The organism is Enterobacter cloacae complex sp. IR5428 (assembly GCF_049238585.1).
GTDB classification, from domain to species: Bacteria; Pseudomonadota; Gammaproteobacteria; order Enterobacterales; family Enterobacteriaceae; genus Enterobacter; species Enterobacter intestinihominis.
This window is the reverse complement of sequence record NZ_JBMKHV010000002.1, coordinates 356,990-377,956: the sequence shown is the minus strand read 5'-3', so window position 1 is coordinate 377,956 and position 20,967 is coordinate 356,990. Positions and strand designations below refer to the sequence as shown.

Here is a 20,967-nt window from a genome sequence, read left to right as displayed (position 1 = left end):
TCGCCCCTTTGGGGAGAGGGCCGGGGTGAGGGGAGTTAAGTCGCACTACGCCTGTACATCCTTCTCGGATGCCCAATCTTCCCGTACAGCATCTCCACCGTCAGAAAACCCACCTCCACGCAGTGTTCCAGATAGCGCCGGGTGGTGGTTTTACTCAGGCCCGTCTCGCTCACCACCTCATCCACCGTAAAGCAGTGCGCCGCCTTGTTGTTAAACAACGTTTGCACCCGCGCCAGCGTGTTCTCCTCTATCCCTTTGCTGCCGTTGTCCAGTCGATAATTTTTCGCCTGTAGCTGATAGAGTGAATCCACGTTCTGCTGGTCGACAATCTTCCAGACGCGCTGCTGTTCGGCAAACTGCACAAAACGTTCCAGCGACTGGCTCAGGCGTTTCCAGGAAACCGGCTTGAGGATGTAGTCGAACGCGCCGTTACGAATGGCCTGGCTACAGGTGTCCATATCGCTGGCGGCGGTGATGAAAATCACCGAGCAGTTGGCGCGGGTGAGCATCGGGTTGCTGATAAGGGTGATGCCTTTGCCGTCCGGCAGATAGTTATCCAGCAGCATCAGCTTCGGCTGTTTGCTCTCCAGTTGTACCTGCGCGTCGGCCAGTGACGCGGCAATCCCCACCAGCCTCAGGCGCGGATGTTTACCGATAAGCTCCGCGTGCAGTTGCGCCAGTTCGTTCTCGTCTTCAACAATCAGTACGTCGATAAGTTCATGTTGCATAGTCGGTATCTTCCAGTTCCTGTACGGGGTGCCGGACCGTTCCCGTGGCGGGAATAAACAGTGAGAAAATGGCACCGCGTGGGGTGTTATCGGCAACTTCAATTGCACCGCCAGCCTGCGTGACGTAGCTTTCAATCAGATACAGGCCAATACCGTGATCGCCGCGCGTTTTGGTAGTGATGCCGCGCTCAAAGATCCGGTCGCGGATCTCCGGTGTGATGCCGACGCCCTGGTCGGCGACTTCAATAATCAGTTCCTGCTCGTTCAACTTTATTAGCACGTCTACCGGGGCATGCGGGAGCGGGGCGCGCTGGGTCGCTTCGATGGCGTTATCCAGCAAGTTCCCGATGATCGAGACTAGTTCCGATTCGAGCAGCGACAGGAAGGGTTTGTCCACTCGGCAGGCCGGATCGAAGCTCAGCTCAACGCCTTTTTCACGCGCGCGGGCGGCCTTTCCAAGCAGCAAACCGCACAGCGTCGGGGAGCTAAAGCGGGACGAGATAAAGTCCAGCAGCTCCTGAGCGTGTTCCGACTGCGCCTGTATATAGCGAATTGCCTCGTCATAACGGCCCATATGCAGCAGGCCGGACAGCGTGGTCATGCGGTTCAGCTGTTCATGGCGCATGATGCGCAGGTTATCAACATAGCGCTTCACCTGGCTGAGCTGGGCGCTGAGCGAGTCGATCTCGTTGCGATCGCGAAAGGTGATCACCCAGCCCTGCAACGCATCTTCCAGCATGATCCGCACCCGGCTGGCAATGACCGTGAGATCGTTAAAGCGACAGATCTCATCGTGGGTGTCTTTCGCAAGCATGGTTTGCGCGTTAAAGAACGGGACGGGCGCGATCACCTGGCTGATGAGTTGACCCCGCAGTTCGCGGGCGGGCTGGCGTAAGCCTAATAATTTACGCGCCGCCTGGTTAATCACCTCAATGCGGAGATCGTCGTCGATGGCAATCACCCCTTCATAAATGGATTCCATCATCGCCTTTTGCTGACGCACCAGCAGGCCGATTTCGCGCGGCTCCAGAGAGAATATCTGCTTCTTGATGCTGCGGGTGAAGAACCAGGAGAAAATAAACAGGGCGATAAGCAGCAGCACGGCGGCAATCAGGATATTAACCACCTTGCTGACGGTGATGGTGTCCAGATAGCTTGTGAGATAGCCTACCGAAACAATCCCTACCACCTGCCCGGCATCATTAAAAATGGGCGCTTTGCTGCGCAGCGAAATGCCTAACCCGCCATTGCGGATGGTGATGGTGCTTTTGCCGTGTAATACCTCGTCGTTGTCTCCGCCAACCAGCGTTTTGCCTACCCGGTCGGCAAACACGGAATGGAAAAGATGCAGCCCTTTATTGTCACCAATCACAATAAAACTGGCGTCGCTGCGGGCGGCTATTTTTTGCATAAAGTCATGGATGCCCTGGATATCCGTTTGTTCGACTTCTTTTCGCAGAGAAGGAATAAGCGCAATTTCTTCGGCCTGTATTTTTGCGCGCGCGCTCATTTCCTGATAAAGCTGCCTGCCGACATCGACATAATAATATCCGCCCAGTAATGCGAACAGCACTGAGAAAAAGGCGACCAGCGAAATAAACAGCTTGATCTGAAACGATACTTTCATAACTATCACGCGAGATATCAACAGGTCGGCTGAATATATCATCTTTTAAGGCCAGGATGCCCGCTTTGCCGAAAACTTGTGATCCCTTGCACAGCGCAGCCTGTAAAAGATTTTTCCGAAAGTCTCATCCTCTTAAGGTTAAATGAATAAATGTTATTTCTTTGTTCAGTTAAGAAAAGAAACCATAAAAACCACGGCAATAAATAAGGCATAAATCACATTAAATAAAAGAAACCATTAAAACCATAGCGGCCATTAAAACTTCGCTTTTAATATGCCATCCCTCACATAAAGTAAGCCTTTGTGACTCTAAGCTGGACGCACAAAATAACTAAGGGGCTTATTATGAGCACAACTGACGATTCATTCTCTGTTACCCACGACCCGATTGATATTCAGCGGCCATCGCTCAAAGAGCGCTGGTGGCATATTATGGATACCTGGAAAATCGGCATTATTCCTCTGCCACTGTTCGTTCTGGCGGGCGCGCTGATTGCGATAGATTGCCTGGGCGGAAAACTGCCGAGCGACATCGTGGTCATGGTGGCCACGCTGGCCTTCTTCGGCTTTGCCTGCGGCGAGTTCGGCAAACGCCTGCCGATTGTCGGCAAGCTCGGCGCGGCGGCAATTTGCGCCACCTTTATCCCTTCCGCGCTGGTCTATTACGGCCTGCTGCCGGACGTGGTGGTCGAGTCCACGACCAAATTCTATAAATCCACCAATATTCTCTACCTCTATATCTGCTGCATTATTGTCGGCAGCATCATGAGCATGAACCGCACCGTGCTGATCCAGGGCTTCCTGCGCATCTTCTTCCCGATGCTGTGCGGCGAAATCGTCGGCATGATTGTCGGCATGGGCGTTGGGCTGGCGCTGGGCCTCGAGCCGTTCCAGATCTTCTTCTTTATCATTCTGCCGATCATGGCGGGCGGCGTCGGGGAAGGGGCGATCCCGCTCTCTATCGGCTATGCCACCCTGCTGCACATGGATCAGGGCGTGGCGCTCGGCCGCGTGCTGCCGATGGTAATGCTCGGCGGCCTGACGGCGATCATCATCTCCGGTTGCCTCAACCAGCTCGGGAAACGCTACCCGCACCTGACCGGTGAAGGCCAGCTGATGCCTAACCGCGCCAACGCCGATGCCACCGTCTCTCAACCCGCGTTCTCCGGTAAAGCGGATGTGACCACCATCGCCTCCGGCGCGCTGCTGGCGGTGCTGCTGTACATGCTGGGCATGCTCGGCCACAAGCTGATTGGTCTGCCAGCGCCGGTCGGCATGCTGTTTATGGCGGTGCTGGTGAAGCTCTGTAATGGCGCCTCTCCGCGTCTGCTGGAGGGTTCCCAGGTGGTGTACAAATTCTTCCAGACCTCCGTGACCTACCCGATTCTCTTCGCCGTTGGCGTGGCGATTACCCCATGGCATGAACTGGTGGCGGCGTTCACCGTCAGCAACCTGCTGGTGATTATCAGCACCGTTTCCGCGCTGGTGGCAACCGGCTTCTTCGTTGGCAAAAAGATTGGTATGCACCCGATTGATGTCGCCATCGTCTCCTGCTGTCAGAGCGGGCAGGGCGGTACTGGTGACGTGGCGATCCTGACCGCAGGCAACCGCATGAGCCTGATGCCATTCGCCCAGATTGCTACCCGTATCGGCGGGGCGATTAACGTCTCTGTCTCACTGCTGATTCTGGGCAACTTCCTCGTTTAAGTTTTCAGGAAAGAACAATGAAACTCGCAAGCTTTTTATACCAGGGTAAACGCAGCTACGGCATCGTTCAGGCCGAGGGCGTGATTGATTTAGGCCGCCGCCTGGGCGACCGCTATGGCGACCTTAAAGCGCTGTTGCAGGGGAACGGGCTGGCGCAGGCCACCCGTTTTCTGAACGACGCGGTGGATGTACCGCTGAACGCCATCACCTTCTTACCGGTGATTGTCCAGCCGGAAAAAATTCTCTGCGTGGGCATGAACTATGCCGACAAGCGCAAGGAGTTTGACCAGCACAACCCGGCCCCGACCCTGTTTGTCCGCTTCCCGGATTCACAGACCGGCCACAACGAGCCGGTGCTGAAGCCGCGCCACTCCAGCGAGTTCGACTACGAAGGCGAGCTGGCGGTGATCATCGGCAAAGGCGGGGAGAACATCAGCCGCGACGACGCCCTGCGTCATGTGGCGGGCTACAGCTGCTACATGGACGGCTCCGCCCGCGACTGGCAGCACACCTGGTTCACCGCCGGGAAAAACTGGCGGCAGACCGGGGCGTTCGGCCCGTGGATGGCGACGGCGGATGAGATCCCGGACCCGCACAGCCTGGCGATCCGCACCTGGCTGAACGGCCGCATGGTGCAGGAGGACAACACCAGCAGCATGATCCACAAGGTGGCGGAGTTGATCGAGTACATCAGCACCTTCACCCGTCTCAGCCCGGGCGACGTGATCATCACCGGCTCGCCTGGCGGGGTAGGTAAAAAGCGCAACCCGCCACTGTTTATGAAGGAGGGGGATCGCATTGAGGTGGAGATCGAACATATCGGTCATCTGAGCAACGTGATCGTGGAAGCGCCAGCCGTCGGGCTCGCGGCAGCGCACTGAGTAAGGCGGCAGCATGCAATCGCAACCCATTGATTTTCGCCACACCGTTGTGGCGAAACACCCGGAACGCTTAAGCCAGATCCGCTACCTGCTGGCAGACAGCGGCCTTGGCCTGGACAACGACATCACGCTGTTTGTTGAAGCCTGGTCCGGCGCGCAGCTGGTGGGTTGCGCCGGACTTGCTGCCAACGTCATCAAGTGCGTGGCGGTCAACGAGCAGCTTCGTGGGGAAAACCTCAGCGCGCGTCTGCTGGCAGAGGTGGAAAATGCGGCGCTGGAGCGCGGCCATTTTCACCTCTTCCTCTGCACCCGTCCGTGTAATAAGGAGCGCTTTGGCCGCAGCGGTTTCTGGCCGGTTGCCCAGAGCGGGAACAACGCGGTGCTAATGGAAAACACTCCGCAAGGGATCGTGCGCTACTGCCGATCCCTGCGCGCTAGCCGCAAGTGTGGGGAGAAGATTGGTGCCATCGTGATGAACGCCAACCCGTTCACCCTCGGTCACCGTCATCTGGTGGAGCAGGCGGCGGCGCAGTGCGATGCCCTACATCTGTTCGTGGTGCGTGAAGACGCCTCGTTCTTCCCGTTCAGCGCGCGCCTTGAGATGGTGCGCGCGGGCGTGGCGCATCTGCCGAACGTGGTGGTGCATGAAGGCTCGCAGTACATCATCTCCCGCGCCACGTTTCCGGCCTACTTCCTGAAGGAGACCGGCAAAGTGCAGCAGGCGTGGAGCGAGATCGACGTGCTGATCTTCCGGGACTTTATCGCCCCGGCGCTGGGCATCACGCACCGCTTCATCGGCTCGGAGCCGTTCTGCGATATCACCCGCCAGTACAACCAGACGCTGCACGACCTGCTGGCCTCGCACATCGACGTGGTGGAAATGCCGCGCATCAAAGCCACCGGCAACGCCATTTCGGCCTCGGAAGTGCGCCGTTTACTCAAGACACAGCAGTTTTCCCGGATCCGGGAGATTGTTCCGGACTCCACCTTCGCGCACCTCGAAGCACATTATCGTGCGAGTGCGGAAGTCGCATAACTATCAGGAATTTATCATGAATATTGTAAGGGAGGCGCTGGCCGGAACGCAGGAGTCCAGCGACCTGATGGTGAAAATCGCCCCCGCTCACGGTGAGCTGGAGATTGTCATCCACAGTGAAGTGATTAAGCAGTTTGGCGAGCAAATACGCCAGGTGGTCAACGACACATTGCGCGCCATGAACGTGCACCAGGGATTAATCATTATTGAAGACAAAGGGGCGCTGGACTGTGTGATCCGCGCCCGCCTGCAAAGCGCGCTTCTGCGTGCAGCCGATGAACAGGCCATCAACTGGGGGGGGCTGAAATGAGCAAACTCCGCCGCAGTATGCTGTTCCTGCCGGGCGCCAATGCCGCCATGCTCTCCACCGCCTTTATCTACCGCCCCGACTCCATCATGTTTGACCTTGAGGACGCCGTGGCCCTGCGCGAGAAAGACACCGCACGCATGCTGGTGTTCCACGCGTTGCAGCACCCGATGTATCAGGATATCGAAACCGTGGTGCGTATTAACCCGCTGAGCACGCCGTTTGGCCTGCTGGATCTGGAGGCCGCCGTGCGCGCGGGCGTAGACGTGATTCGCCTGCCGAAAACCGACACCCCGGACGATATCTACGAGCTGGAAGGCCACCTCGAGCGCATTGAGCAGGAGTGCGGGCGTGAAGTAGGTTCCACCCGCGTGATGGCGGCGATTGAATCGGCCATTGGCGTCATCAACGCCGTGGCGATTGCCCGCAGCTCCCCGCGCCTTATCGGCATCGCGCTGGCCGCCTTTGACTATGTGATGGACATGCAGACCGAGCGCGGCGACGGCACCGAGCTGTTCTACGCCCGCTGCGCCGTGCTGCACGCCGCCCGCGCTGCGGGCATCGACGCCTTCGACGTGGTGTGGTCAGACGTTAACGACGAAGCCGGGTTCCTGCGCGAGGTCGACCTGATCCGCAAGATGGGCTTTAACGGCAAATCGCTGATTAACCCGCGCCAGATTGACCTGCTGCACAACGCCTACGCCCCGACTCAGGAAGAGGTGGAGCACGCCAAAAGGGTGATTGAGGCGGCAGAAGAGGGCGAGCGTAACGGCCTGGGCGTGGTCTCGCTCAACGGCAAAATGGTGGATGCACCGATTATTAACCACGCGCAGGTGGTGCTGGAGCGCGCGGCAGCCTCCGGCGTGCGTCGGTAAGGATGACATAATGAATCAGACAGAACTTCTCCATGTGAATTTCCCCCATCTGCGGGATCTGAAGCCTTTTGATACCGCCCACAGCGCGACGCCGTGGCTGGCGGACAGCGAGGCGAAACACAACCGTAAGCTTTGCGCCTCCCTCGAAGAAGCCGTCATGCGCAGCGGCTTGCAGGACGGGATGACCATCTCTTTCCACCATGCCTTTCGCGAAGGCGACCGGGTGATCAACACCGTTGTGGCGCTGCTGGCGCGGATGGGTTTTAAAAATTTGACCCTGGCCTCCAGCTCGCTGATGACCTGCAACGACGCGCTGATCGAGCATATTCAAAGCGGCGTGATCGCCCGAATTTACACCTCCGGTATGCGCGGCAGGCTGGCGGAGGCCATCTCCCACGGGCTGATGGACGAGCCGGTACAAATTCACTCCCACGGCGGGCGCGTGAAGCTGCTCCAGGATGGCGAGCTGAATATCGACGTGGCATTTCTTGGCGTGCCGTGCAGCGATGAGTTTGGCAACGCCAACGGCACGCAGGGCAAATCGTGTTGCGGTTCGCTGGGCTACGCCATGGTGGACGCACACTTTGCCCGTAAGGTGGTGCTGCTGACCGAAGAACTGGTGCCGTTCCCGAATATGCCCGCCAGCCTGGTGCAGGATCAGGTGGACTACATCGTGCAGGTGGAGAGCGTGGGCGACCCGGCGAAAATCAGCGTCGGTGCGGCGCGCGTCACCAGCAACCCGCGCGAGCTGATGATTGCCCGCTATGCGGCGGACGTGATTGAGCACTCAGGCTATTTCAAACCAGGTTTCTCGATGCAGACCGGCTCCGGCGCGGCGGCGACCGCCTGCACCCGCTTTATGGAAGAGAAGATGGAGCGCAGCGGCGTGAAGGCGCGCTTCGCCCTTGGCGGTATCACCGGCAGCCTGGTGGATTTGCACGAGAAGGGGCTCATCGAAAAGCTGCTCGACACCCAGTGCTTTGACGGCCAGGCAGCGGCCTCGCTGGCGCGCAACCCGAACCACGTGGAGATCTCCACCAACGTCTACGCCAACCCCGGCAGCAAGGCGGCAAGCTGCGACCAGCTCGACGTGGTGATCCTCAGCGCGCTGGAAATCGACGTCGATTTTAACGTCAACGTCATCACCGGATCCGACGGCGTGATGCGCGGCGCATCCGGCGGGCACTGCGACGTGGCGTCGGCAGCCAACCTGACCATTGTGGTCGCGCCGCTGCTGCGAAGCCGCATCCCGACCGTTGTGAAGCGCGTTACCACGCGCCTCACGCCGGGGGAGAGCATTGACGTGCTGGTCACCGACCACGGTATTGCGGTCAACCCGGCGCGCCAGGAGATCCGCGAACGACTCATGGAAGCAGGCCTGAAGGTTGTAGATATCAACGCGCTCTATGAGCGGGCGATTTCCCTGACCGGCGTACCGAAACCGATTGAGTTCACCGACAAAATTGTCGGGGTGATCCGCTACCGCGACGGCAGCGTGATCGACACCGTTCGACAGGTAAAGGAGTGAATATGACAATTGCGACACCCGTGCGGACGGGTGTCAGCCTGGACGCGCTGCTGGCGGCGAAAGAGCGCCGCGCAGCCCGTCAGGCTGACTGGCTTACGCACCATCAACAACCGGTGATCTCCCTAACGCTGGTCACGCCCGGGCAAATCAAAGACAGCCTGCGCTATCGCAACACCATGGGCGTGGCGTTACAGATGTGCGACCAGCTGCTGTGGGAAAACCGCTGGCAGGTGCTGGACCGCCAGGTGCTCTGGCTACCCACCGGACCTGAAGCGCTGTGGTGCGTCGCGCATCCGGCGGCGGAAATTAAAGCGCACTGTGCTGAACTGGAGCAGACGCACCCGCTCGGCAGACTGTGGGATCTGGATGTGATCTGCCCTGAAAACGGCCACGTTGGCCGTCAGTCGTTGGGTTCACACCTCAGGCGCTGTCTGATTTGCGACGAGCCTGCCCACGCCTGTTCCCGTTCTCGGCACCATCCCGTTGAGCAGGTGGTTTCCCGCGTGGAGAAAATGATAGATGACTGGTTTGCTCGCGACTAAACCGCGCCCGGTTGATGTTCCTGCGCTTGCCGCAGAGGCGCTGTGGCAGGAGCTGGAGCTGACGCCCAAACCGGGGCTGGTGGACAGGCTCAATAACGGCTCCCATCGCGATATGGACCATACCTTATTCCTCCGCAGCATTGCGGCGATTACGCCGTGGTTTGCCCGTTTTGCGGAACTGGGTGAAGCACATGCGGAAAAACCTGCCGATCAGCAGTTGCGGATTATCCGCCCGATGGGAATGGCCTGTGAGCAGGCAATGTACGCCGCCACGGGCGGGGTGAACACGCACAAGGGCGGGATTTTTGCCCTTGGTTTGCTCTGCTTCGCCGCCGGACGTGTAAAAAATATCTCTGCGGATAGCCTCTGTTGTGAGGTAAGTAACATCTGTCGTGGGCTGGTGGCGCGGGAACTGGGCGGGCGCAGCGGGCAGGCAACGGCGGGAGAGCGACAGTTTCAACAGTACGGTTTAACCGGCGCGCGCGGTGAGGCAGAAAGCGGCTTCAGCACGGTGCGTAAGGCGCTGGCGCAGTGGAAGGGAAACACCCTTCATGACCTGTTATTGCGCCTGATGGCCATCAACCAGGACAGTAATCTCGTTTCGCGCGGCGGCACTGAAGGGCTGCGCTACGTCCAGGATTATGCACAGGAGCTGCTGGCGAACGGCTGGGATCAGGATGCGTTACTTAGGATGGATAACGCGTTGATTGAACGAAACCTGAGTCCGGGCGGCAGCGCGGATTTGCTGTCGGTGGGGTGGGTGCTGTCTGGAATAAAATAGCCGGGTGGCGCTAACGCTTACCCGGCCTACGGTTTGCGGTTTGTAGGCCCGGTAAGGCGAAGCCGCCACCGGGCACAACAATCAATGCGCGATCGGCTGCGCACCGTGTGGTTCGCGTACGTGCTTGTACTTGAACAGCACGATGAACGCGAAGAAAAGCACCAGTGAGTACCCGGCGAAGATCAGCCACACTGGCTGCCAGTTGGTGATGCCGTTGGTGGTATACATCTCAACCACTTTACCGCTCACCACGCCGCCCAGAATACAGCCGAAGCCGTTGGTCATCATCAGGAACATGCCCTGCGCGCTGGCGCGAATTTCAGGTTTCACCTCTTTTTCTACAAACACCGAGCCGGAGATGTTGAAGAAGTCGAAGGCGCAGCCGTAAACAATCATCGACAGAACCAGCAGCACGGTACCGAACGCGCTTGGGTCGCCGTAGGCGAACAGACCGAAGCGCAACATCCAGGCAGCGATACTGATCAGCATGACGTTCTTGATGCCGTAGCGGCTCAGGAAGAACGGGATGGTCAGGATGAACAGCGTCTCAGAGATCTGCGAGATGGACATCATCACCGACGCGTGTTCAACGATAAAGCTCCCGGCAAACAGCGGATCGTTATCGAAGCTGTGCAGGAAGGTATTACCGAACATGTTGGTGATTTGCAGTTCCGCCCCCAGCAGCATGGAGAAAATAAAGAAGATCGCCATGCGCTTGTTTTTGAACAGGGCGAAGGCGTCCAGGCCAAGCATGGTGCTCCAGCTCTGGTTTTTCTGCTGGTTAGAAACCGGAATGGTGGGCAGTGTCAGGGTGAACAGCGCCAGCAGTACGGAGAGCGCCGCGCCGATGTAGAGCTGCATATGGCTCAGCTCGAAGCCCGCGAAGCTCACGCCCCACATCGCCATGATAAAGCCGATGGTGCCCCAGATACGGATTGGCGGGAAGTCGGTGACGATATCCAGACCGGCAGATTTCAGGCGGTAGTAGGAGATGGTGTTGATCAGGCCAAGCGTTGGCATATACGCCAGCGAGTTAAGCAGGATCACCATAAACATCGCCCCCGGCGTGGTCACTTCGGCCGCCATAAACAGCGTCCCCGCACCCACCAGATGGCAAAGCATATACAGCCATTTCGCACTTAACCATTTATCCGCCACGATACCGAGCAGCGTTGGCATGAAAACAGCCGCAATACCCAGCGAGCTGTAGACGGCACCGATTGACGCACCATCGAACTTGAGCGTCACAAACATATAGGAGCCGAGTGTAGTCAGCCAGCTACCCCACAGGCAGAACTGCAGAAACGACAAGATTTTAAGCTGCAGCTTAAGGTTCATGTTACTTTCCTCACAAGTGAGCGGGAGATATGTTGTTATAGGAACATTCAGGGTTGTTATTTGATGCAATTCTATCAGTTGGCAACGATATGTTTTGTTACCTCCCGCAAAAAAATGCAATCCACATTAATTTGCAGTTTGGATTGTGATGCAAATAGCATTTTTGTATGGGTGGGGTGGAGTGAGTGCGGTCTGATGCCCCCTCACCCTAACCCTCTCCCTAAAGGGGAGAGGGAACTTGAACACCCTCTCCTCTTTGGGGAGAGGGCAGGGTGAGGGGGGTGTTGGTTTCTAGCGACGACGATAGTTCTTCTGCGCCGTATTCACCTTATACAGATAGCGGCGGGATTCCGCAGACGGGTGGCGAGTGGTCAGCGTGGAGTACACGTCCCCCGGCGCCATGCTGTTGATGATGTTCGCGGCCTGCACTTTATCGTTCGAGAAGACGCGCAGGACGCTGCCCGCGCCGCCGTTATAGGCGGTGATCACCGCATAGCGACGTGAAGTTGGGTTATCAATCCCGCCGAGATAAACATTGTTCAGCATCGCCAGATATGCGGTACCGGTATCAATGTTGCTTTGCGGGTCAAACAGGTAGCTGCGGCTCGGCGTACCGGATTTCCCCTGCGCGCGGAACACGTCTTTACCGGCGCTGTGCTGCACAACCTGCATCAGCCCCAGCGCGTCGGAACGGCTCACCGCATACGGGTTGAACGAGGATTCGGTCTGCATAATCGCCAGGATCAGCGACTCATCCACGCCATACTTACGCGACGCCTGACGCACCATGCCCAGATACTTATGCGCACGCTTGTCGAGGTGGTTCGGCACCAGGTTTATCGTAACGCTATAGATCACCTTCAGGCCATTGGTGCGGCTTTTCAGGCGCGTTTGCAGCAAATAGTCTGCGAAGTTCGTCGCGCGACCTTCCCAGCGAATCGGCTGACCGGTCTGGTCAACGACCTGCCCATACAGGAACGGCTCTTTGGAGATAGTAATGTCATCGGCATCAGAGTAGAGATCGATAGATCCCGGATCGTCGCCCATCAGCAGGGTTTTGATGATGGCCTGACGTAAATGCGCCGCAGGTTCAGTCCCCGCGATGGTTTCAATCGTAATCGTACCGTCATCGAAGTTGATGTGGCTACGGGTCTGATAGGCGTCGGTATACTTAACGTAGTCCTTCGGTCCGGCAATAAGAACTTCGTTAAATCCCCATATGTTCTCGATGTTATGGGCAAACTGCCCCATCAAAATGTCAAAACCGTTGGTGTCCTTAACCCAGGCTTCGTTATAGCTATCGCCCTTTTTGGAAGAACAAGACACAAGCAACGGCGCAACAAGTGCTAGCGCTAATAGTTTTTTCATCATTCCGGGAGTGCGTGTTGTGTTTGCTTTGAGGTTGCTGTTGCCGGGTGGCGCTGCGCTTACCCGGCCTACATAACCGTAGGCCCGTGCAAGCGCAGCGCCGCCGGGCAGCAGCCGCAGAGTATTATTTTTCCGGTGGCGTATAGCCTTCGATGTGGACGTCTTTACCCTCGAACAGGAAGTTCACCATCTCCTGCTCCAGCAGCTTGCGGTGTTCCGGGTTCATCATGCTGAGCTTTTTCTCGTTGATCAGCATGGTCTGTTTTTTCTGCCACTGTCCCCAGGCTTCTTTGGAGATCTCGTTGTAAATGCGTTTACCCAGGTCGCCCGGGTAGAGCTGGAAATCCTGGCCTTCAGCGTCGCGCTGCAGGAAAGTACAAAAAATGGTTCTGGCCATACTCATTCCTCTTTGTCTTGCCGATGCTAAACCATTGCACCGACACGTAATTGCTGTAACAGGCGCTCCACGGGAGCCGCCAGCCCGACTGATGGCGGTTGCGCTAAGTTATACCAGAGAGCGGTGCCTTCATCCATGCAGGAGGTGAATGAGGACACGGGAAGCCACATAGGCACAATATCCAGATGGAAATGGCTGAAGGTATGACGGAACGCGTTGAGTTGCGTCAGGGTATCGGCCGCAATGCCGCGCTGTTCAAGCCATGCCCGAAGCGAAGCTTCATCCTCAAACTGTGGGAAGCAGTATAGACCACCCCACAGGCCACTCGGCGGGCGCTGGGCGAGAAACACCTCGTCGCCATGCTGCATCAGCAGCATGTACCCGGTGCGTTCAGGCAGCGTCTGCTTCGGTTTTTTCCCCGGATACTGCGCCCAGGTGTGGTTCGCATAGGCCACGCAGAGGTTATTTACCGGGCAGAGTTCGCACTTCGGTTTTGAACGGGTGCAGACCATCGCGCCCAGATCCATCATCGCCTGGTTAAAACGTTCCACCCCTTTCGCCGGAGTGACCGCTTCACTGATCTCCCACAGGCGCTTCTCAACCTCTTTCTTGCCCGGCCAGCCTTCTACGGCGTAGCAGCGTGCCAGCACGCGCTTGACGTTGCCGTCGAGAATAGGGAAATGCTTGCCTAAAGACAGGGAGAGAATTGCGCCTGCGGTTGAACGCCCGACGCCGGGCAAATCCGCCACCTCGTCAAAGGTCTCCGGGAATTTACCGTTGTGGCGGGTGGCGACCTGCTGTGCGGCTTTGTGCAGGTTGCGCGCGCGGGCGTAATAGCCGAGGCCTGTCCACAGGTGCAATACCTCGTCTAACGGCGCGTTGGCCAGATCGGTGATTGTCGGGAAGCGCGCCATAAAACGCTCGAAGTAAGGAATGACCGTCGCGACCTGCGTTTGTTGCAACATCACCTCGGAGAGCCATACTTTGTAAGGCGTTTTTTCAATTTGCCAGGGCAGGGTTTTACGCCCGTATTTGTCGTACCAGTCCAGCACCTGGGCTGAAAATTGAGAGGCTTGCATGGTCATCGATTCGCTTAATCAGGGAGGCAGATTGCAGCACAGCGTCAATCTGCTGTAAACCGGATCTTTCCCATGCTTGCATAGAAGCCTTAACTTTGGATAATGCCCGTTTCCCGTACACTCTCACAAGCAGACAACTCTTTTATGAAAAACGACGTCATTTCACCGGAATTTGATGAAAACGGTCGCCCGCTGCGCCGTATTCGCAGCTTTGTCCGCCGTCAGGGCCGCCTGACAAAAGGGCAGCAACACGCGCTGGACAACTACTGGCCGGTGATGGGCGTTGAGTTCAGCGAGCAGCCGCTCGACTTTACCGAGCTGTTTGGCCGCGATGCGCCAGTGACGCTGGAGATCGGTTTTGGCATGGGCACCTCGCTGGTCACTATGGCGAAAGCGCGACCGGAGCAGAACTTCCTCGGTATCGAAGTACACTCGCCGGGCGTCGGTGCGTGTCTGGCAACGGCCCATGAAGAGGGCGTTGAGAACCTGCGCGTTATGTGTCACGACGCGGTGGAAGTGCTGCACAAAATGATTCCTGACAATTCTTTGAACATGGTTCAGCTCTTTTTCCCTGACCCGTGGCACAAAGCGCGTCATAATAAACGCCGTATCGTTCAGGCACCGTTTGCCGAGCTGGTGAAAAGTAAGCTTAAGCTGGGCGGCGTCTTCCACATGGCGACCGACTGGGAACCTTATGCGGAACACATGCTGGAAGTGATGTCGTCGCTGGACGGGTATAAAAATCAGTCTGAAAGCAACGACTACGTACCGCGTCCGGATTCACGTCCGGTGACAAAATTTGAACAGCGTGGCCATCGTCTTGGTCACGGCGTATGGGACTTAATGTTCGAGAGGGTGAAATAATGGCAAAGAATCGTAGCCGTCGTCTGCGTAAAAAGATGCACATCGAAGAATTCCAGGAAGTGGGTTTCTCCGTTGCCTGGCGTTTCCCGGAAGGCACCAGCGTTGAGCAGATCGATCAGGACGTTGATGCGTTCATCAACGAGGTGATCGAACCCAACAAGCTGGCCTTCGACGGTAGCGGCTATCTGGCGTGGGAAGGTCTGATTTGCACCCAGGAAGTGGGGAAATGCACCGAAGAACATCAGGCGCTGGTACGCAAATGGCTTGAAGACCACAAACTGGAAGATGTCCGCGTCAGCGAACTTTTCGACGTTTGGTGGGACTAATAAAGCAAGAACGGGGCCAGCATTAGCTGGCCCATTTTGTCTGAGGGAGTGTTGAAGATGCGTAAAACGTTGCTGGCGGTTGCTTTACTGGCAATCGGAACCACCGCCCATGCGGAGTATAAATGTAGCGTCACCCCGCGTGACGACGTGGTATTAAGCCCGCAAACCGTGCAGGTTAAGGGCGAGAATGGCAATCTGGTGATCACGCCGGATGGCAACGTGACGTTTAACGGCAAACAGCAAAACCTGACGGCCGCCCAGCGCGAGCAGGCGATGGACTACCAGGCCGAGTTGCGTACCGCGCTGCCATGGATAAACGATGGCGCGCTGACCCGCGTTGAGAAGGGCCGCGTGGCGCTGGATAAAATCATCACCAAAGAGGTGGGGGAGAGCAGCAATATGCGCACCCGCCTGACGAAGCTGGATAAACAGCTGAAAGAACAGATGAACCGCATTATTGAGACGCGCTCTGATGGCCTGACGTTCCACTATAAGGCGATCGATCAGGTGCGAGCCGACGGTCAGCAGCTGGTGAACCAGGCGATGGGCGGCATTCTCCAGGACAGCATCAACGAGATGGGCGCCAAAGCGGTGCTGAAAGGCGGCGGTAATCCGTTGCAGGGTGTACTGGGTAGCCTGGGCGGACTGCAAACCTCAATTCAGAACGAGTGGAAGAATCAGGAAGCCGATTTCCAGCAGTTCGGCAAAGACGTGTGTAAACGCGTGGTGTCCCTGGAAGACAGCCGGAAGGCGCTGGTGGGGACGCTGAAGTAATTTACTTCACCCCTCACCCTAACCCTCTCCCCAAAGGGGCGAGGGGATGGTTTGCTCCCTCTCCCTTTCAGGGAGAGGGCCGGGGTGAGGGTTGCAGCATTTGCAGTGTTTCAAGGATCTTTTCTAACACCACCTCTTCGTTATCCCAGAGTTCGTTGTTCCAGAAACGAATGACGTACCAGCCCTTTCGATTTAGCCAGAGCGTCCTTTGACGATCGTATTCCTGATTCTCATCATGTTGCCCGCCATCCAGCTCAACAGCCAGACGAGCCGCGCAGCAGGCGAAATCCAGAATGTAATTACCTACCGGATGCTGTCGACGAAATTTATAATTTTCGAAACGGCGGCTGCGCAGTAGATACCAAAGCCGCCTTTCTTCTTTTGTCAGCTCACGTCTGAGCTGTTTTGCATAAGAACGAGTAATTTCCATCCCCACACTCTGCCAGCCTTTCCCTCAACCAGCAGAACGGGATGTAAAATCCTGAATCAGCCTTCAGGATTTTCAGCGAGGAACAGCTCAAGAAGGGAGTTTAAGAACAGCTTACCGTGCTCGGTGATCTGCCAGTACTCATTACACTCGGTCAGATACCCCTGCGCCAACGCCTCGTCAATCTGCGGACGAATCACCGACTCTGACAACCCGGTGTAGAGCGCAAACTCCGCGCGCGGTGCGGCTTCCAGCAGACGGAAGCGGTTCATAAAGAACTCAAACGGCTTATCCACCGCCTCGACGTCATGCTGACGCTCCAGGTAGCGGCCTTCCATAAACCCGCGCGGATGACGCGTTTTGGCAGTACGCAGAATGCGCCCGTCCGGGAAGGTCACTTTGCCGTGTGCCCCGCAGCCAATCCCCAGATAATCACCAAAGCGCCAGTAGTTCAGGTTGTGCTGACACTGATAGCCCGGCTTCGCATACGCCGAGGTTTCGTATTGCTGATACCCCGCCGCGGTCAAAAGCTGGTGGCCCTGCTCGAAGATATCCCACAGCGCGTCATCGTCCGGCAGCACCGGAGGACGGGAACCAAACAGGGTGTTCGGTTCAATGGTCAACTGATACCACGACAGATGCGGCGGGTTCAGTTCAATTGCCTGACGCAAATCGTCCAGCGCTTCTTCCAGCGACTGATCCGGCAGGCCGTGCATCAAATCGAGGTTAAAACTGCGCAGCCCAAGCCCCGTTGCCAGGTTCGCCGCGCGCTTTGCCTCTTCCGGGCCATGAATGCGCCCCAGACGCTTCAGCTTTGGCTCGCTAAAGCTCTGCACGCCGATGGAGATACGGTTCACGCCCGCGCGCTGATACTCGACAAAACGGTCGGCCTCAACGGTGCCCGGGTTGGCTTCCATCGTAATTTCAGCATCCGCTGCCAGGTTCAGGCGTGCGCGCACACCGTCCAGCAGCGTCTGCATCGCCGGGCCTGAAAGCAGGCTCGGCGTACCGCCACCAATAAAAATGGTCTTCACTTCACGTCCCTGTGCGTACGGTACATCGGCATCCAGATCGGTCAGCAGATGCGCGACGTAATCATCGTGCGGCACTTCGCCCTTCAGCGCGTGCGAGTTGAAATCGCAGTACGGGCATTTCTGCACGCACCATGGGATGTGAATATAAAGACTCAGAGGCGGCAAATTAGCCATTACGCAGTGCTTCCAGTAACAGTTTCAGGGCGCGTCCACGGTGGGAGATCGCGCTTTTCTCTTCGCGGGTGAGTTCCGCAGCGGTTTTGCCCTCGGTCGGGACAAAGAAAATCGGGTCGTAACCAAAGCCGCCGTTGCCCGCCGCTTCACGGGTGATCACGCCCGGCCAGCTGCCGTGACAGACAATCGGCGTGGGATCTTCCGCGTGACGCATGTAGACCAGCACGCAGTGGAATTGCGCGGTACGCTGTTCGTCAGGGACGTCGTTCAGGGCCACAAGCAGCTTTTCCAGGTTCTGCTGGTCGGTGGCGTCCACCCCGGAATAGCGGGCGGAGTAAATCCCCGGCGCACCGCCCAGAAAATCCACGGCCAGACCGGAGTCATCGGCAATCGCGGGCAGCCCGGTGATCTGCGCCGCATGGCGCGCTTTCAGAATGGCGTTTTCGATAAACGTCAGGCCGGTCTCTTCGGCGGAGTCCACGCCCAGCTCGGTCTGAGCCACCACGTCCAGCCCAAAATCATGTAATAGCGAGGCCAGCTCGCGCACTTTACCGGCATTACCGGTGGCGAGAACAACTTTCTGCATGGTTTAGTCCTGTTTTGTCAGAGCCGCGACTTCCGTCGGGATAGATTGCGGGTTAAGGATTTTTACCTGTTTATGCCGGCCAAGTTCACCTTTCTCAATGATGACCTGGCTTTTAGCGACGCGAAACTGTTTTGCCAGATATTTAGTCAGATGCGCATTCGCCTGGCCGTCAACGGGCGGGGCAGTGATGGCGACTTTTAGCTCGTCGCCATGCAGCCCAACAATGCTGTCGCGGCTGGCTTTCGGCTGAATGTACAGCCGTAAAACCAGCCCGTCGGCGCAGGGGCTAACTGCACTCATAACGCCATCCACAGCCCCGGCAGCAGCATATTACCCGTCGCCTGTAACAGTTCCGCGATACCCATATTCAGCACGTACAGCAGCAGAACGAGAAGCATCGGGGAGAAGTCGATTCCGCCCATCGCAGGCAGCAGGCTACGGATCGGACGCAGTAACGGTTCAGTCAGCTGAATCAACGCGTACTCCACCGGGCTACGGCCCCGGCTTACCCAGCTCATAATCGCCATCACCAGCAGGACCCAGAAGATCAGCGAGCCGACGGTTTTAACCAGGATCAGAACGGCTGAAATCCAGATAATCGGCTGGAAAGTGATGACCATAAACAGCACGATCGCTTTGATAACGCTCAGAATAAACGCCATCAGCAGAGATGAGCTGTCAATCGGCCCCATTGCCGGAATGATGCGGCGAAGCGGCCCCACAATGGGCTGCGTGATTTTCACGATAAATTGTGAGAATGGATTGTAAAAATCACAACGGGCCCACTGCATCCAGACGCGCAGTAGCAGCGCCATCGTATACAGTTCAATGACCGTTGAAAGCAGGAAAGTCAACGTCTTCATGGCGTTCCTCAGGTTTCCTTATTATTGGGTGTAATCGCGCGCACCGAAAATTGCTGTGCCGATGCGCACCATGGTGCTGCCTGCCGCGATGGCGGCTTCCATATCGTCCGACATGCCCAGAGAAAGCGTGTCTACCGTGTCATAGCGCGCTTTAAGCGCCTCAAATGCTACAGCCATTTGCTGTGCTACGGCAAACTGCCTTTCATAACTTGACTCTGGTGCCGGAATGGCCATCAGTCCGCGCAGGGTTAAGCGCGGCAACGCCGCCACGTCCGCCGCCAGCGCATCCAGTTCGCTCAGCGTAATGCCGGACTTGCTGTTTTCATCACTGATGTTGATTTGAATCAGCACGTTAAGCGCTGGCATCTCCATAGGGCGCTGGTCGCTCAAACGGGTAGCGATACGCAGACGATCGATGGTGTGACACCAGTCGAAGTGCTCTGCTACCAGACGGCTTTTGTTCGACTGTAGCGGACCGATAAAGTGCCACTGCAGGTCTGTATTTCCCCGCTCCCGGAAAGCGCGAATCTTATCTACGCCTTCCTGCACATAGTTTTCACCAAAGGCACGATGACCGGCGGCTATCGCTTCTGCGATGGCGCTCGCAGGCTTGGTTTTGCTGACTGCAAGCAACGTAATTTCTTCTGAAGCACGGCCGCAACGCGTTGCCGCGGCTGAGATTTTGTCCCGGACCTGTGCCAGGTTATGCGCAATGTCGTTCATTTTCCGAGGAGTTGTCTATGGATGTGGAAGAAATTGTGGCCCTTAGTGTAAAGCATAACGTCTCCGATCTACACCTGTGCAGTGATTCACCACCGCGCTGGCGCAGGTCAGGCCGTCTTGAACCTGCGCCGTTTCCGCCCCCGGATGTGGAGGCGTTATTAAAAGCGTGGCTCAACGACGAGCAGCAGGGTGCCTGGTGGGCAAACGGGCAGGTAGATTTTGCCGTTACCCTCACAGGCGGTCAGCGGCTGCGCGGCAGTGCGTTTAAGCATATGCACGGCGTTTCGATCGCGCTACGCCTGTTGCCGCTAACGTGTCCGCAGCTCTCTACGTTAGGCGTGCCGCGCGCGATCCCGGAGCTTTTGTCCAATGACAATGGCCTGATTCTGGTCACCGGCGCCACCGGCAGCGGGAAATCGACCACCCTGGCCGCGATGGTCGATTTTCTCAATCACCATACGGACGGGCACATTCTGACCCTGGAAGATCCGGTGGAGTTTATGTACCAGAGTGAACGTTGCCTCATCCGGCAGCGGGAGATAGGCCAGCATAGCCCGTCCTTTGCCGAGGCCCTGCGCAGTGCGCTGCGTGAAGATCCGGATGTGATTCTGCTTGGTGAGCTGCGCGACAGCGAGACGATACGCCTGGCGCTGACGGCGGCTGAGACTGGCCATCTGGTGTTGGCCACGCTGCACACGCGCGGTGCGGCGCAGGCGATCGAGCGCCTGGTCGATACCTTCCCGGCGCAGGAGAAAGATCCGGTTCGTAATCAGCTGGCGGGAAGCCTGCGTGCGGTACTGGCGCAGAAGCTGCGTCAGGATGTCCAGGGCGGGCGCGTGGCGCTGTATGAGCTACTGGTGAATACGTCGGCGGCGGCAAACCTGATCCGCGAAGGCAAAACCTGGCAACTGCCGGGCATTATTCAAACGGGGCAGCAGGCGGGGATGCAGAACTTTGAGCAGAGTCTGGCGGAGCGACGGGCGCAGGGGCGGCTGTAGGCCC

The 20,967-nt window shown here is 57.4% G+C and carries 24 protein-coding genes; 12 read left to right on the top strand and 12 right to left on the bottom strand.

Annotated elements, in window-relative coordinates:
• Positions 1-35 precede the first annotated feature (35 nt).
• Both ACOTXC_RS04160 and ACOTXC_RS04155 read right to left on the bottom strand, forming a co-directional pair.
• Entirely contained in the window at positions 36-728 is a 693-nt protein-coding gene (locus tag ACOTXC_RS04160; protein ID WP_022649373.1) for a response regulator, read from the bottom strand.
• Positions 718-2,355 (bottom strand): ATP-binding protein, encoded by a 1,638-nt coding sequence (locus ACOTXC_RS04155; RefSeq protein ID WP_421767426.1) that lies wholly within the window; start codon positions 2,353-2,355, stop codon positions 718-720. Before ACOTXC_RS04155 ends, ACOTXC_RS04160 begins: the two co-directional genes overlap by 11 nt.
• A 345-nt stretch (positions 2,356-2,700) precedes the next feature.
• Between ACOTXC_RS04155 and ACOTXC_RS04150 the strand changes: the two genes are divergently transcribed.
• The 8 genes from ACOTXC_RS04150 to citG are packed head-to-tail and all read left to right on the top strand — an operon-like array spanning position 2,701 to position 10,012.
• Complete coding sequence (locus tag ACOTXC_RS04150; RefSeq protein WP_022649371.1) at positions 2,701-4,062, top strand: 2-hydroxycarboxylate transporter family protein; 1,362 nt, start codon at positions 2,701-2,703, stop codon at positions 4,060-4,062.
• Between the two features lie 17 nt (positions 4,063-4,079).
• A complete protein-coding gene (locus ACOTXC_RS04145; protein WP_015571851.1) occupies positions 4,080-4,943 on the top strand; it encodes a fumarylacetoacetate hydrolase family protein in 864 nt (287 codons plus the stop codon).
• Between the two features lie 13 nt (positions 4,944-4,956).
• On the top strand, positions 4,957-5,979 hold the full coding sequence (citC, locus tag ACOTXC_RS04140) for a [citrate (pro-3S)-lyase] ligase (protein ID WP_022649369.1): 1,023 nt from the start codon (positions 4,957-4,959) through the stop codon (positions 5,977-5,979).
• Positions 5,980-5,995: 16 nt separating this feature from the next.
• A complete protein-coding gene (citD, locus tag ACOTXC_RS04135) occupies positions 5,996-6,289 on the top strand; it encodes a citrate lyase acyl carrier protein (RefSeq protein ID WP_023298577.1) in 294 nt (97 codons plus the stop codon).
• Positions 6,286-7,161 (top strand): citrate (pro-3S)-lyase subunit beta, encoded by an 876-nt coding sequence (citE, locus tag ACOTXC_RS04130; RefSeq protein ID WP_023298576.1) that lies wholly within the window; start codon positions 6,286-6,288, stop codon positions 7,159-7,161. Before citD ends, citE begins: the two co-directional genes overlap by 4 nt.
• A gap of 10 nt (positions 7,162-7,171) precedes the next feature.
• Positions 7,172-8,689, top strand: a complete 1,518-nt coding sequence (citF, locus tag ACOTXC_RS04125) for a citrate lyase subunit alpha (protein ID WP_421767425.1) — start codon at positions 7,172-7,174, stop codon at positions 8,687-8,689.
• A gap of 2 nt (positions 8,690-8,691) precedes the next feature.
• Complete coding sequence (citX, locus tag ACOTXC_RS04120; protein WP_022649366.1) at positions 8,692-9,231, top strand: citrate lyase holo-[acyl-carrier protein] synthase; 540 nt, start codon at positions 8,692-8,694, stop codon at positions 9,229-9,231.
• Positions 9,209-10,012 carry a triphosphoribosyl-dephospho-CoA synthase CitG gene (gene citG / locus ACOTXC_RS04115; RefSeq protein ID WP_400174504.1) on the top strand — a complete coding sequence of 268 codons (804 nt, stop codon included), beginning with the start codon at positions 9,209-9,211 and terminating at the stop codon, positions 10,010-10,012. Before citX ends, citG begins: the two co-directional genes overlap by 23 nt.
• 81 nt (positions 10,013-10,093) lie before the next feature.
• Here the strand turns inward: citG and ACOTXC_RS04110 are convergent, their stop codons facing one another.
• The 4 genes from ACOTXC_RS04110 to mutY all read right to left on the bottom strand — a co-directional run bounded on the left by ACOTXC_RS04110 (position 10,094) and on the right by mutY (position 14,194).
• Positions 10,094-11,350: a nucleoside permease gene (locus ACOTXC_RS04110; RefSeq protein WP_022649364.1), complete on the bottom strand. Its 1,257-nt coding sequence runs from the start codon at positions 11,348-11,350 to the stop codon at positions 10,094-10,096.
• Between the two features lie 291 nt (positions 11,351-11,641).
• Positions 11,642-12,718: a membrane-bound lytic murein transglycosylase MltC gene (gene mltC / locus ACOTXC_RS04105; protein WP_032621902.1), complete on the bottom strand. Its 1,077-nt coding sequence runs from the start codon at positions 12,716-12,718 to the stop codon at positions 11,642-11,644.
• Between the two features lie 124 nt (positions 12,719-12,842).
• Positions 12,843-13,115 carry an oxidative damage protection protein gene (locus ACOTXC_RS04100; protein WP_003862425.1) on the bottom strand — a complete coding sequence of 91 codons (273 nt, stop codon included), beginning with the start codon at positions 13,113-13,115 and terminating at the stop codon, positions 12,843-12,845.
• Between the two features lie 26 nt (positions 13,116-13,141).
• Positions 13,142-14,194 (bottom strand): A/G-specific adenine glycosylase, encoded by a 1,053-nt coding sequence (gene mutY, locus ACOTXC_RS04095; protein WP_169313206.1) that lies wholly within the window; start codon positions 14,192-14,194, stop codon positions 13,142-13,144.
• 144 nt (positions 14,195-14,338) lie between these two features.
• On the opposite strand from mutY, the gene trmB reads away from it, so the two are divergent.
• From trmB to ACOTXC_RS04080, 3 genes are read left to right on the top strand one after another with little or no spacing between them, the layout of a single operon-like run.
• Positions 14,339-15,058: a tRNA (guanosine(46)-N7)-methyltransferase TrmB gene (gene trmB, locus ACOTXC_RS04090; protein ID WP_022649361.1), complete on the top strand. Its 720-nt coding sequence runs from the start codon at positions 14,339-14,341 to the stop codon at positions 15,056-15,058.
• The gene (locus ACOTXC_RS04085; protein WP_003862421.1) at positions 15,058-15,384 is read left to right on the top strand and encodes a YggL family protein; all 327 of its coding nucleotides are present in this window, start codon (positions 15,058-15,060) and stop codon (positions 15,382-15,384) included. The genes trmB and ACOTXC_RS04085 overlap by 1 nt, the downstream gene beginning before the upstream one ends.
• A gap of 57 nt (positions 15,385-15,441) precedes the next feature.
• Positions 15,442-16,158 (top strand): DUF2884 domain-containing protein, encoded by a 717-nt coding sequence (locus ACOTXC_RS04080; RefSeq protein ID WP_022649360.1) that lies wholly within the window; start codon positions 15,442-15,444, stop codon positions 16,156-16,158.
• Positions 16,159-16,225: 67 nt separating this feature from the next.
• On the opposite strand, the gene ACOTXC_RS04075 is transcribed toward ACOTXC_RS04080, so the two are convergent.
• Genes ACOTXC_RS04075 through ACOTXC_RS04050 form a run of 6 tightly spaced genes read right to left on the bottom strand, consistent with a single transcriptional unit; the run spans position 16,226 to position 19,965 of the window.
• Positions 16,226-16,588: an endonuclease domain-containing protein gene (locus ACOTXC_RS04075; RefSeq protein ID WP_023306916.1), complete on the bottom strand. Its 363-nt coding sequence runs from the start codon at positions 16,586-16,588 to the stop codon at positions 16,226-16,228.
• Between the two features lie 56 nt (positions 16,589-16,644).
• Positions 16,645-17,793 carry a radical SAM family heme chaperone HemW gene (hemW, locus tag ACOTXC_RS04070; RefSeq protein ID WP_303756186.1) on the bottom strand — a complete coding sequence of 383 codons (1,149 nt, stop codon included), beginning with the start codon at positions 17,791-17,793 and terminating at the stop codon, positions 16,645-16,647.
• Positions 17,786-18,379: an XTP/dITP diphosphatase gene (locus ACOTXC_RS04065; RefSeq protein WP_022649357.1), complete on the bottom strand. Its 594-nt coding sequence runs from the start codon at positions 18,377-18,379 to the stop codon at positions 17,786-17,788. The genes hemW and ACOTXC_RS04065 overlap by 8 nt, the downstream gene beginning before the upstream one ends.
• 3 nt (positions 18,380-18,382) lie before the next feature.
• The gene (yggU, locus tag ACOTXC_RS04060; RefSeq protein ID WP_022649356.1) at positions 18,383-18,679 is read right to left on the bottom strand and encodes a DUF167 family protein YggU; all 297 of its coding nucleotides are present in this window, start codon (positions 18,677-18,679) and stop codon (positions 18,383-18,385) included.
• Positions 18,676-19,242: a YggT family protein gene (locus ACOTXC_RS04055; RefSeq protein ID WP_003860024.1), complete on the bottom strand. Its 567-nt coding sequence runs from the start codon at positions 19,240-19,242 to the stop codon at positions 18,676-18,678. Before ACOTXC_RS04055 ends, yggU begins: the two co-directional genes overlap by 4 nt.
• Before the next feature lie 21 nt (positions 19,243-19,263).
• Positions 19,264-19,965, bottom strand: coding sequence for a YggS family pyridoxal phosphate-dependent enzyme (locus ACOTXC_RS04050; RefSeq protein ID WP_023298569.1), 702 nt, complete (start codon positions 19,963-19,965; stop codon positions 19,264-19,266).
• A gap of 17 nt (positions 19,966-19,982) precedes the next feature.
• On the opposite strand from ACOTXC_RS04050, the gene ACOTXC_RS04045 reads away from it, so the two are divergent.
• Positions 19,983-20,963, top strand: coding sequence for a type IV pilus twitching motility protein PilT (locus tag ACOTXC_RS04045; protein ID WP_165715821.1), 981 nt, complete (start codon positions 19,983-19,985; stop codon positions 20,961-20,963).
• The last annotated feature ends 4 nt before the right edge of the window (positions 20,964-20,967 follow it).

Excerpts from the sequence above, each read along its gene's own strand:
- ACOTXC_RS04160 (WP_022649373.1), bottom strand. The coding sequence starts at position 728 with ATGCAACATGAACTTATCGACGTACTGATTGTTGAAGACGAGAACGAA.
- ACOTXC_RS04155 (WP_421767426.1), bottom strand. The coding sequence starts at position 2,355 with ATGAAAGTATCGTTTCAGATCAAGCTGTTTATTTCGCTGGTCGCCTTT.
- ACOTXC_RS04150 (WP_022649371.1), top strand. The coding sequence starts at position 2,701 with ATGAGCACAACTGACGATTCATTCTCTGTTACCCACGACCCGATTGAT.
- ACOTXC_RS04145 (WP_015571851.1), top strand. The coding sequence starts at position 4,080 with ATGAAACTCGCAAGCTTTTTATACCAGGGTAAACGCAGCTACGGCATC.
- citC (WP_022649369.1), top strand. The coding sequence starts at position 4,957 with ATGCAATCGCAACCCATTGATTTTCGCCACACCGTTGTGGCGAAACAC.
- citD (WP_023298577.1), top strand. The coding sequence starts at position 5,996 with ATGAATATTGTAAGGGAGGCGCTGGCCGGAACGCAGGAGTCCAGCGAC.
- citE (WP_023298576.1), top strand. The coding sequence starts at position 6,286 with ATGAGCAAACTCCGCCGCAGTATGCTGTTCCTGCCGGGCGCCAATGCC.
- citF (WP_421767425.1), top strand. The coding sequence starts at position 7,172 with ATGAATCAGACAGAACTTCTCCATGTGAATTTCCCCCATCTGCGGGAT.
- citX (WP_022649366.1), top strand. The coding sequence starts at position 8,692 with ATGACAATTGCGACACCCGTGCGGACGGGTGTCAGCCTGGACGCGCTG.
- citG (WP_400174504.1), top strand. The coding sequence starts at position 9,209 with ATGACTGGTTTGCTCGCGACTAAACCGCGCCCGGTTGATGTTCCTGCG.
- ACOTXC_RS04110 (WP_022649364.1), bottom strand. The coding sequence starts at position 11,350 with ATGAACCTTAAGCTGCAGCTTAAAATCTTGTCGTTTCTGCAGTTCTGC.
- mltC (WP_032621902.1), bottom strand. The coding sequence starts at position 12,718 with ATGAAAAAACTATTAGCGCTAGCACTTGTTGCGCCGTTGCTTGTGTCT.
- ACOTXC_RS04100 (WP_003862425.1), bottom strand. The coding sequence starts at position 13,115 with ATGGCCAGAACCATTTTTTGTACTTTCCTGCAGCGCGACGCTGAAGGC.
- mutY (WP_169313206.1), bottom strand. The coding sequence starts at position 14,194 with ATGCAAGCCTCTCAATTTTCAGCCCAGGTGCTGGACTGGTACGACAAA.
- trmB (WP_022649361.1), top strand. The coding sequence starts at position 14,339 with ATGAAAAACGACGTCATTTCACCGGAATTTGATGAAAACGGTCGCCCG.
- ACOTXC_RS04085 (WP_003862421.1), top strand. The coding sequence starts at position 15,058 with ATGGCAAAGAATCGTAGCCGTCGTCTGCGTAAAAAGATGCACATCGAA.
- ACOTXC_RS04080 (WP_022649360.1), top strand. The coding sequence starts at position 15,442 with ATGCGTAAAACGTTGCTGGCGGTTGCTTTACTGGCAATCGGAACCACC.
- ACOTXC_RS04075 (WP_023306916.1), bottom strand. The coding sequence starts at position 16,588 with ATGGAAATTACTCGTTCTTATGCAAAACAGCTCAGACGTGAGCTGACA.
- hemW (WP_303756186.1), bottom strand. The coding sequence starts at position 17,793 with ATGGCTAATTTGCCGCCTCTGAGTCTTTATATTCACATCCCATGGTGC.
- ACOTXC_RS04065 (WP_022649357.1), bottom strand. The coding sequence starts at position 18,379 with ATGCAGAAAGTTGTTCTCGCCACCGGTAATGCCGGTAAAGTGCGCGAG.
- yggU (WP_022649356.1), bottom strand. The coding sequence starts at position 18,679 with ATGAGTGCAGTTAGCCCCTGCGCCGACGGGCTGGTTTTACGGCTGTAC.
- ACOTXC_RS04055 (WP_003860024.1), bottom strand. The coding sequence starts at position 19,242 with ATGAAGACGTTGACTTTCCTGCTTTCAACGGTCATTGAACTGTATACG.
- ACOTXC_RS04050 (WP_023298569.1), bottom strand. The coding sequence starts at position 19,965 with ATGAACGACATTGCGCATAACCTGGCACAGGTCCGGGACAAAATCTCA.
- ACOTXC_RS04045 (WP_165715821.1), top strand. The coding sequence starts at position 19,983 with ATGGATGTGGAAGAAATTGTGGCCCTTAGTGTAAAGCATAACGTCTCC.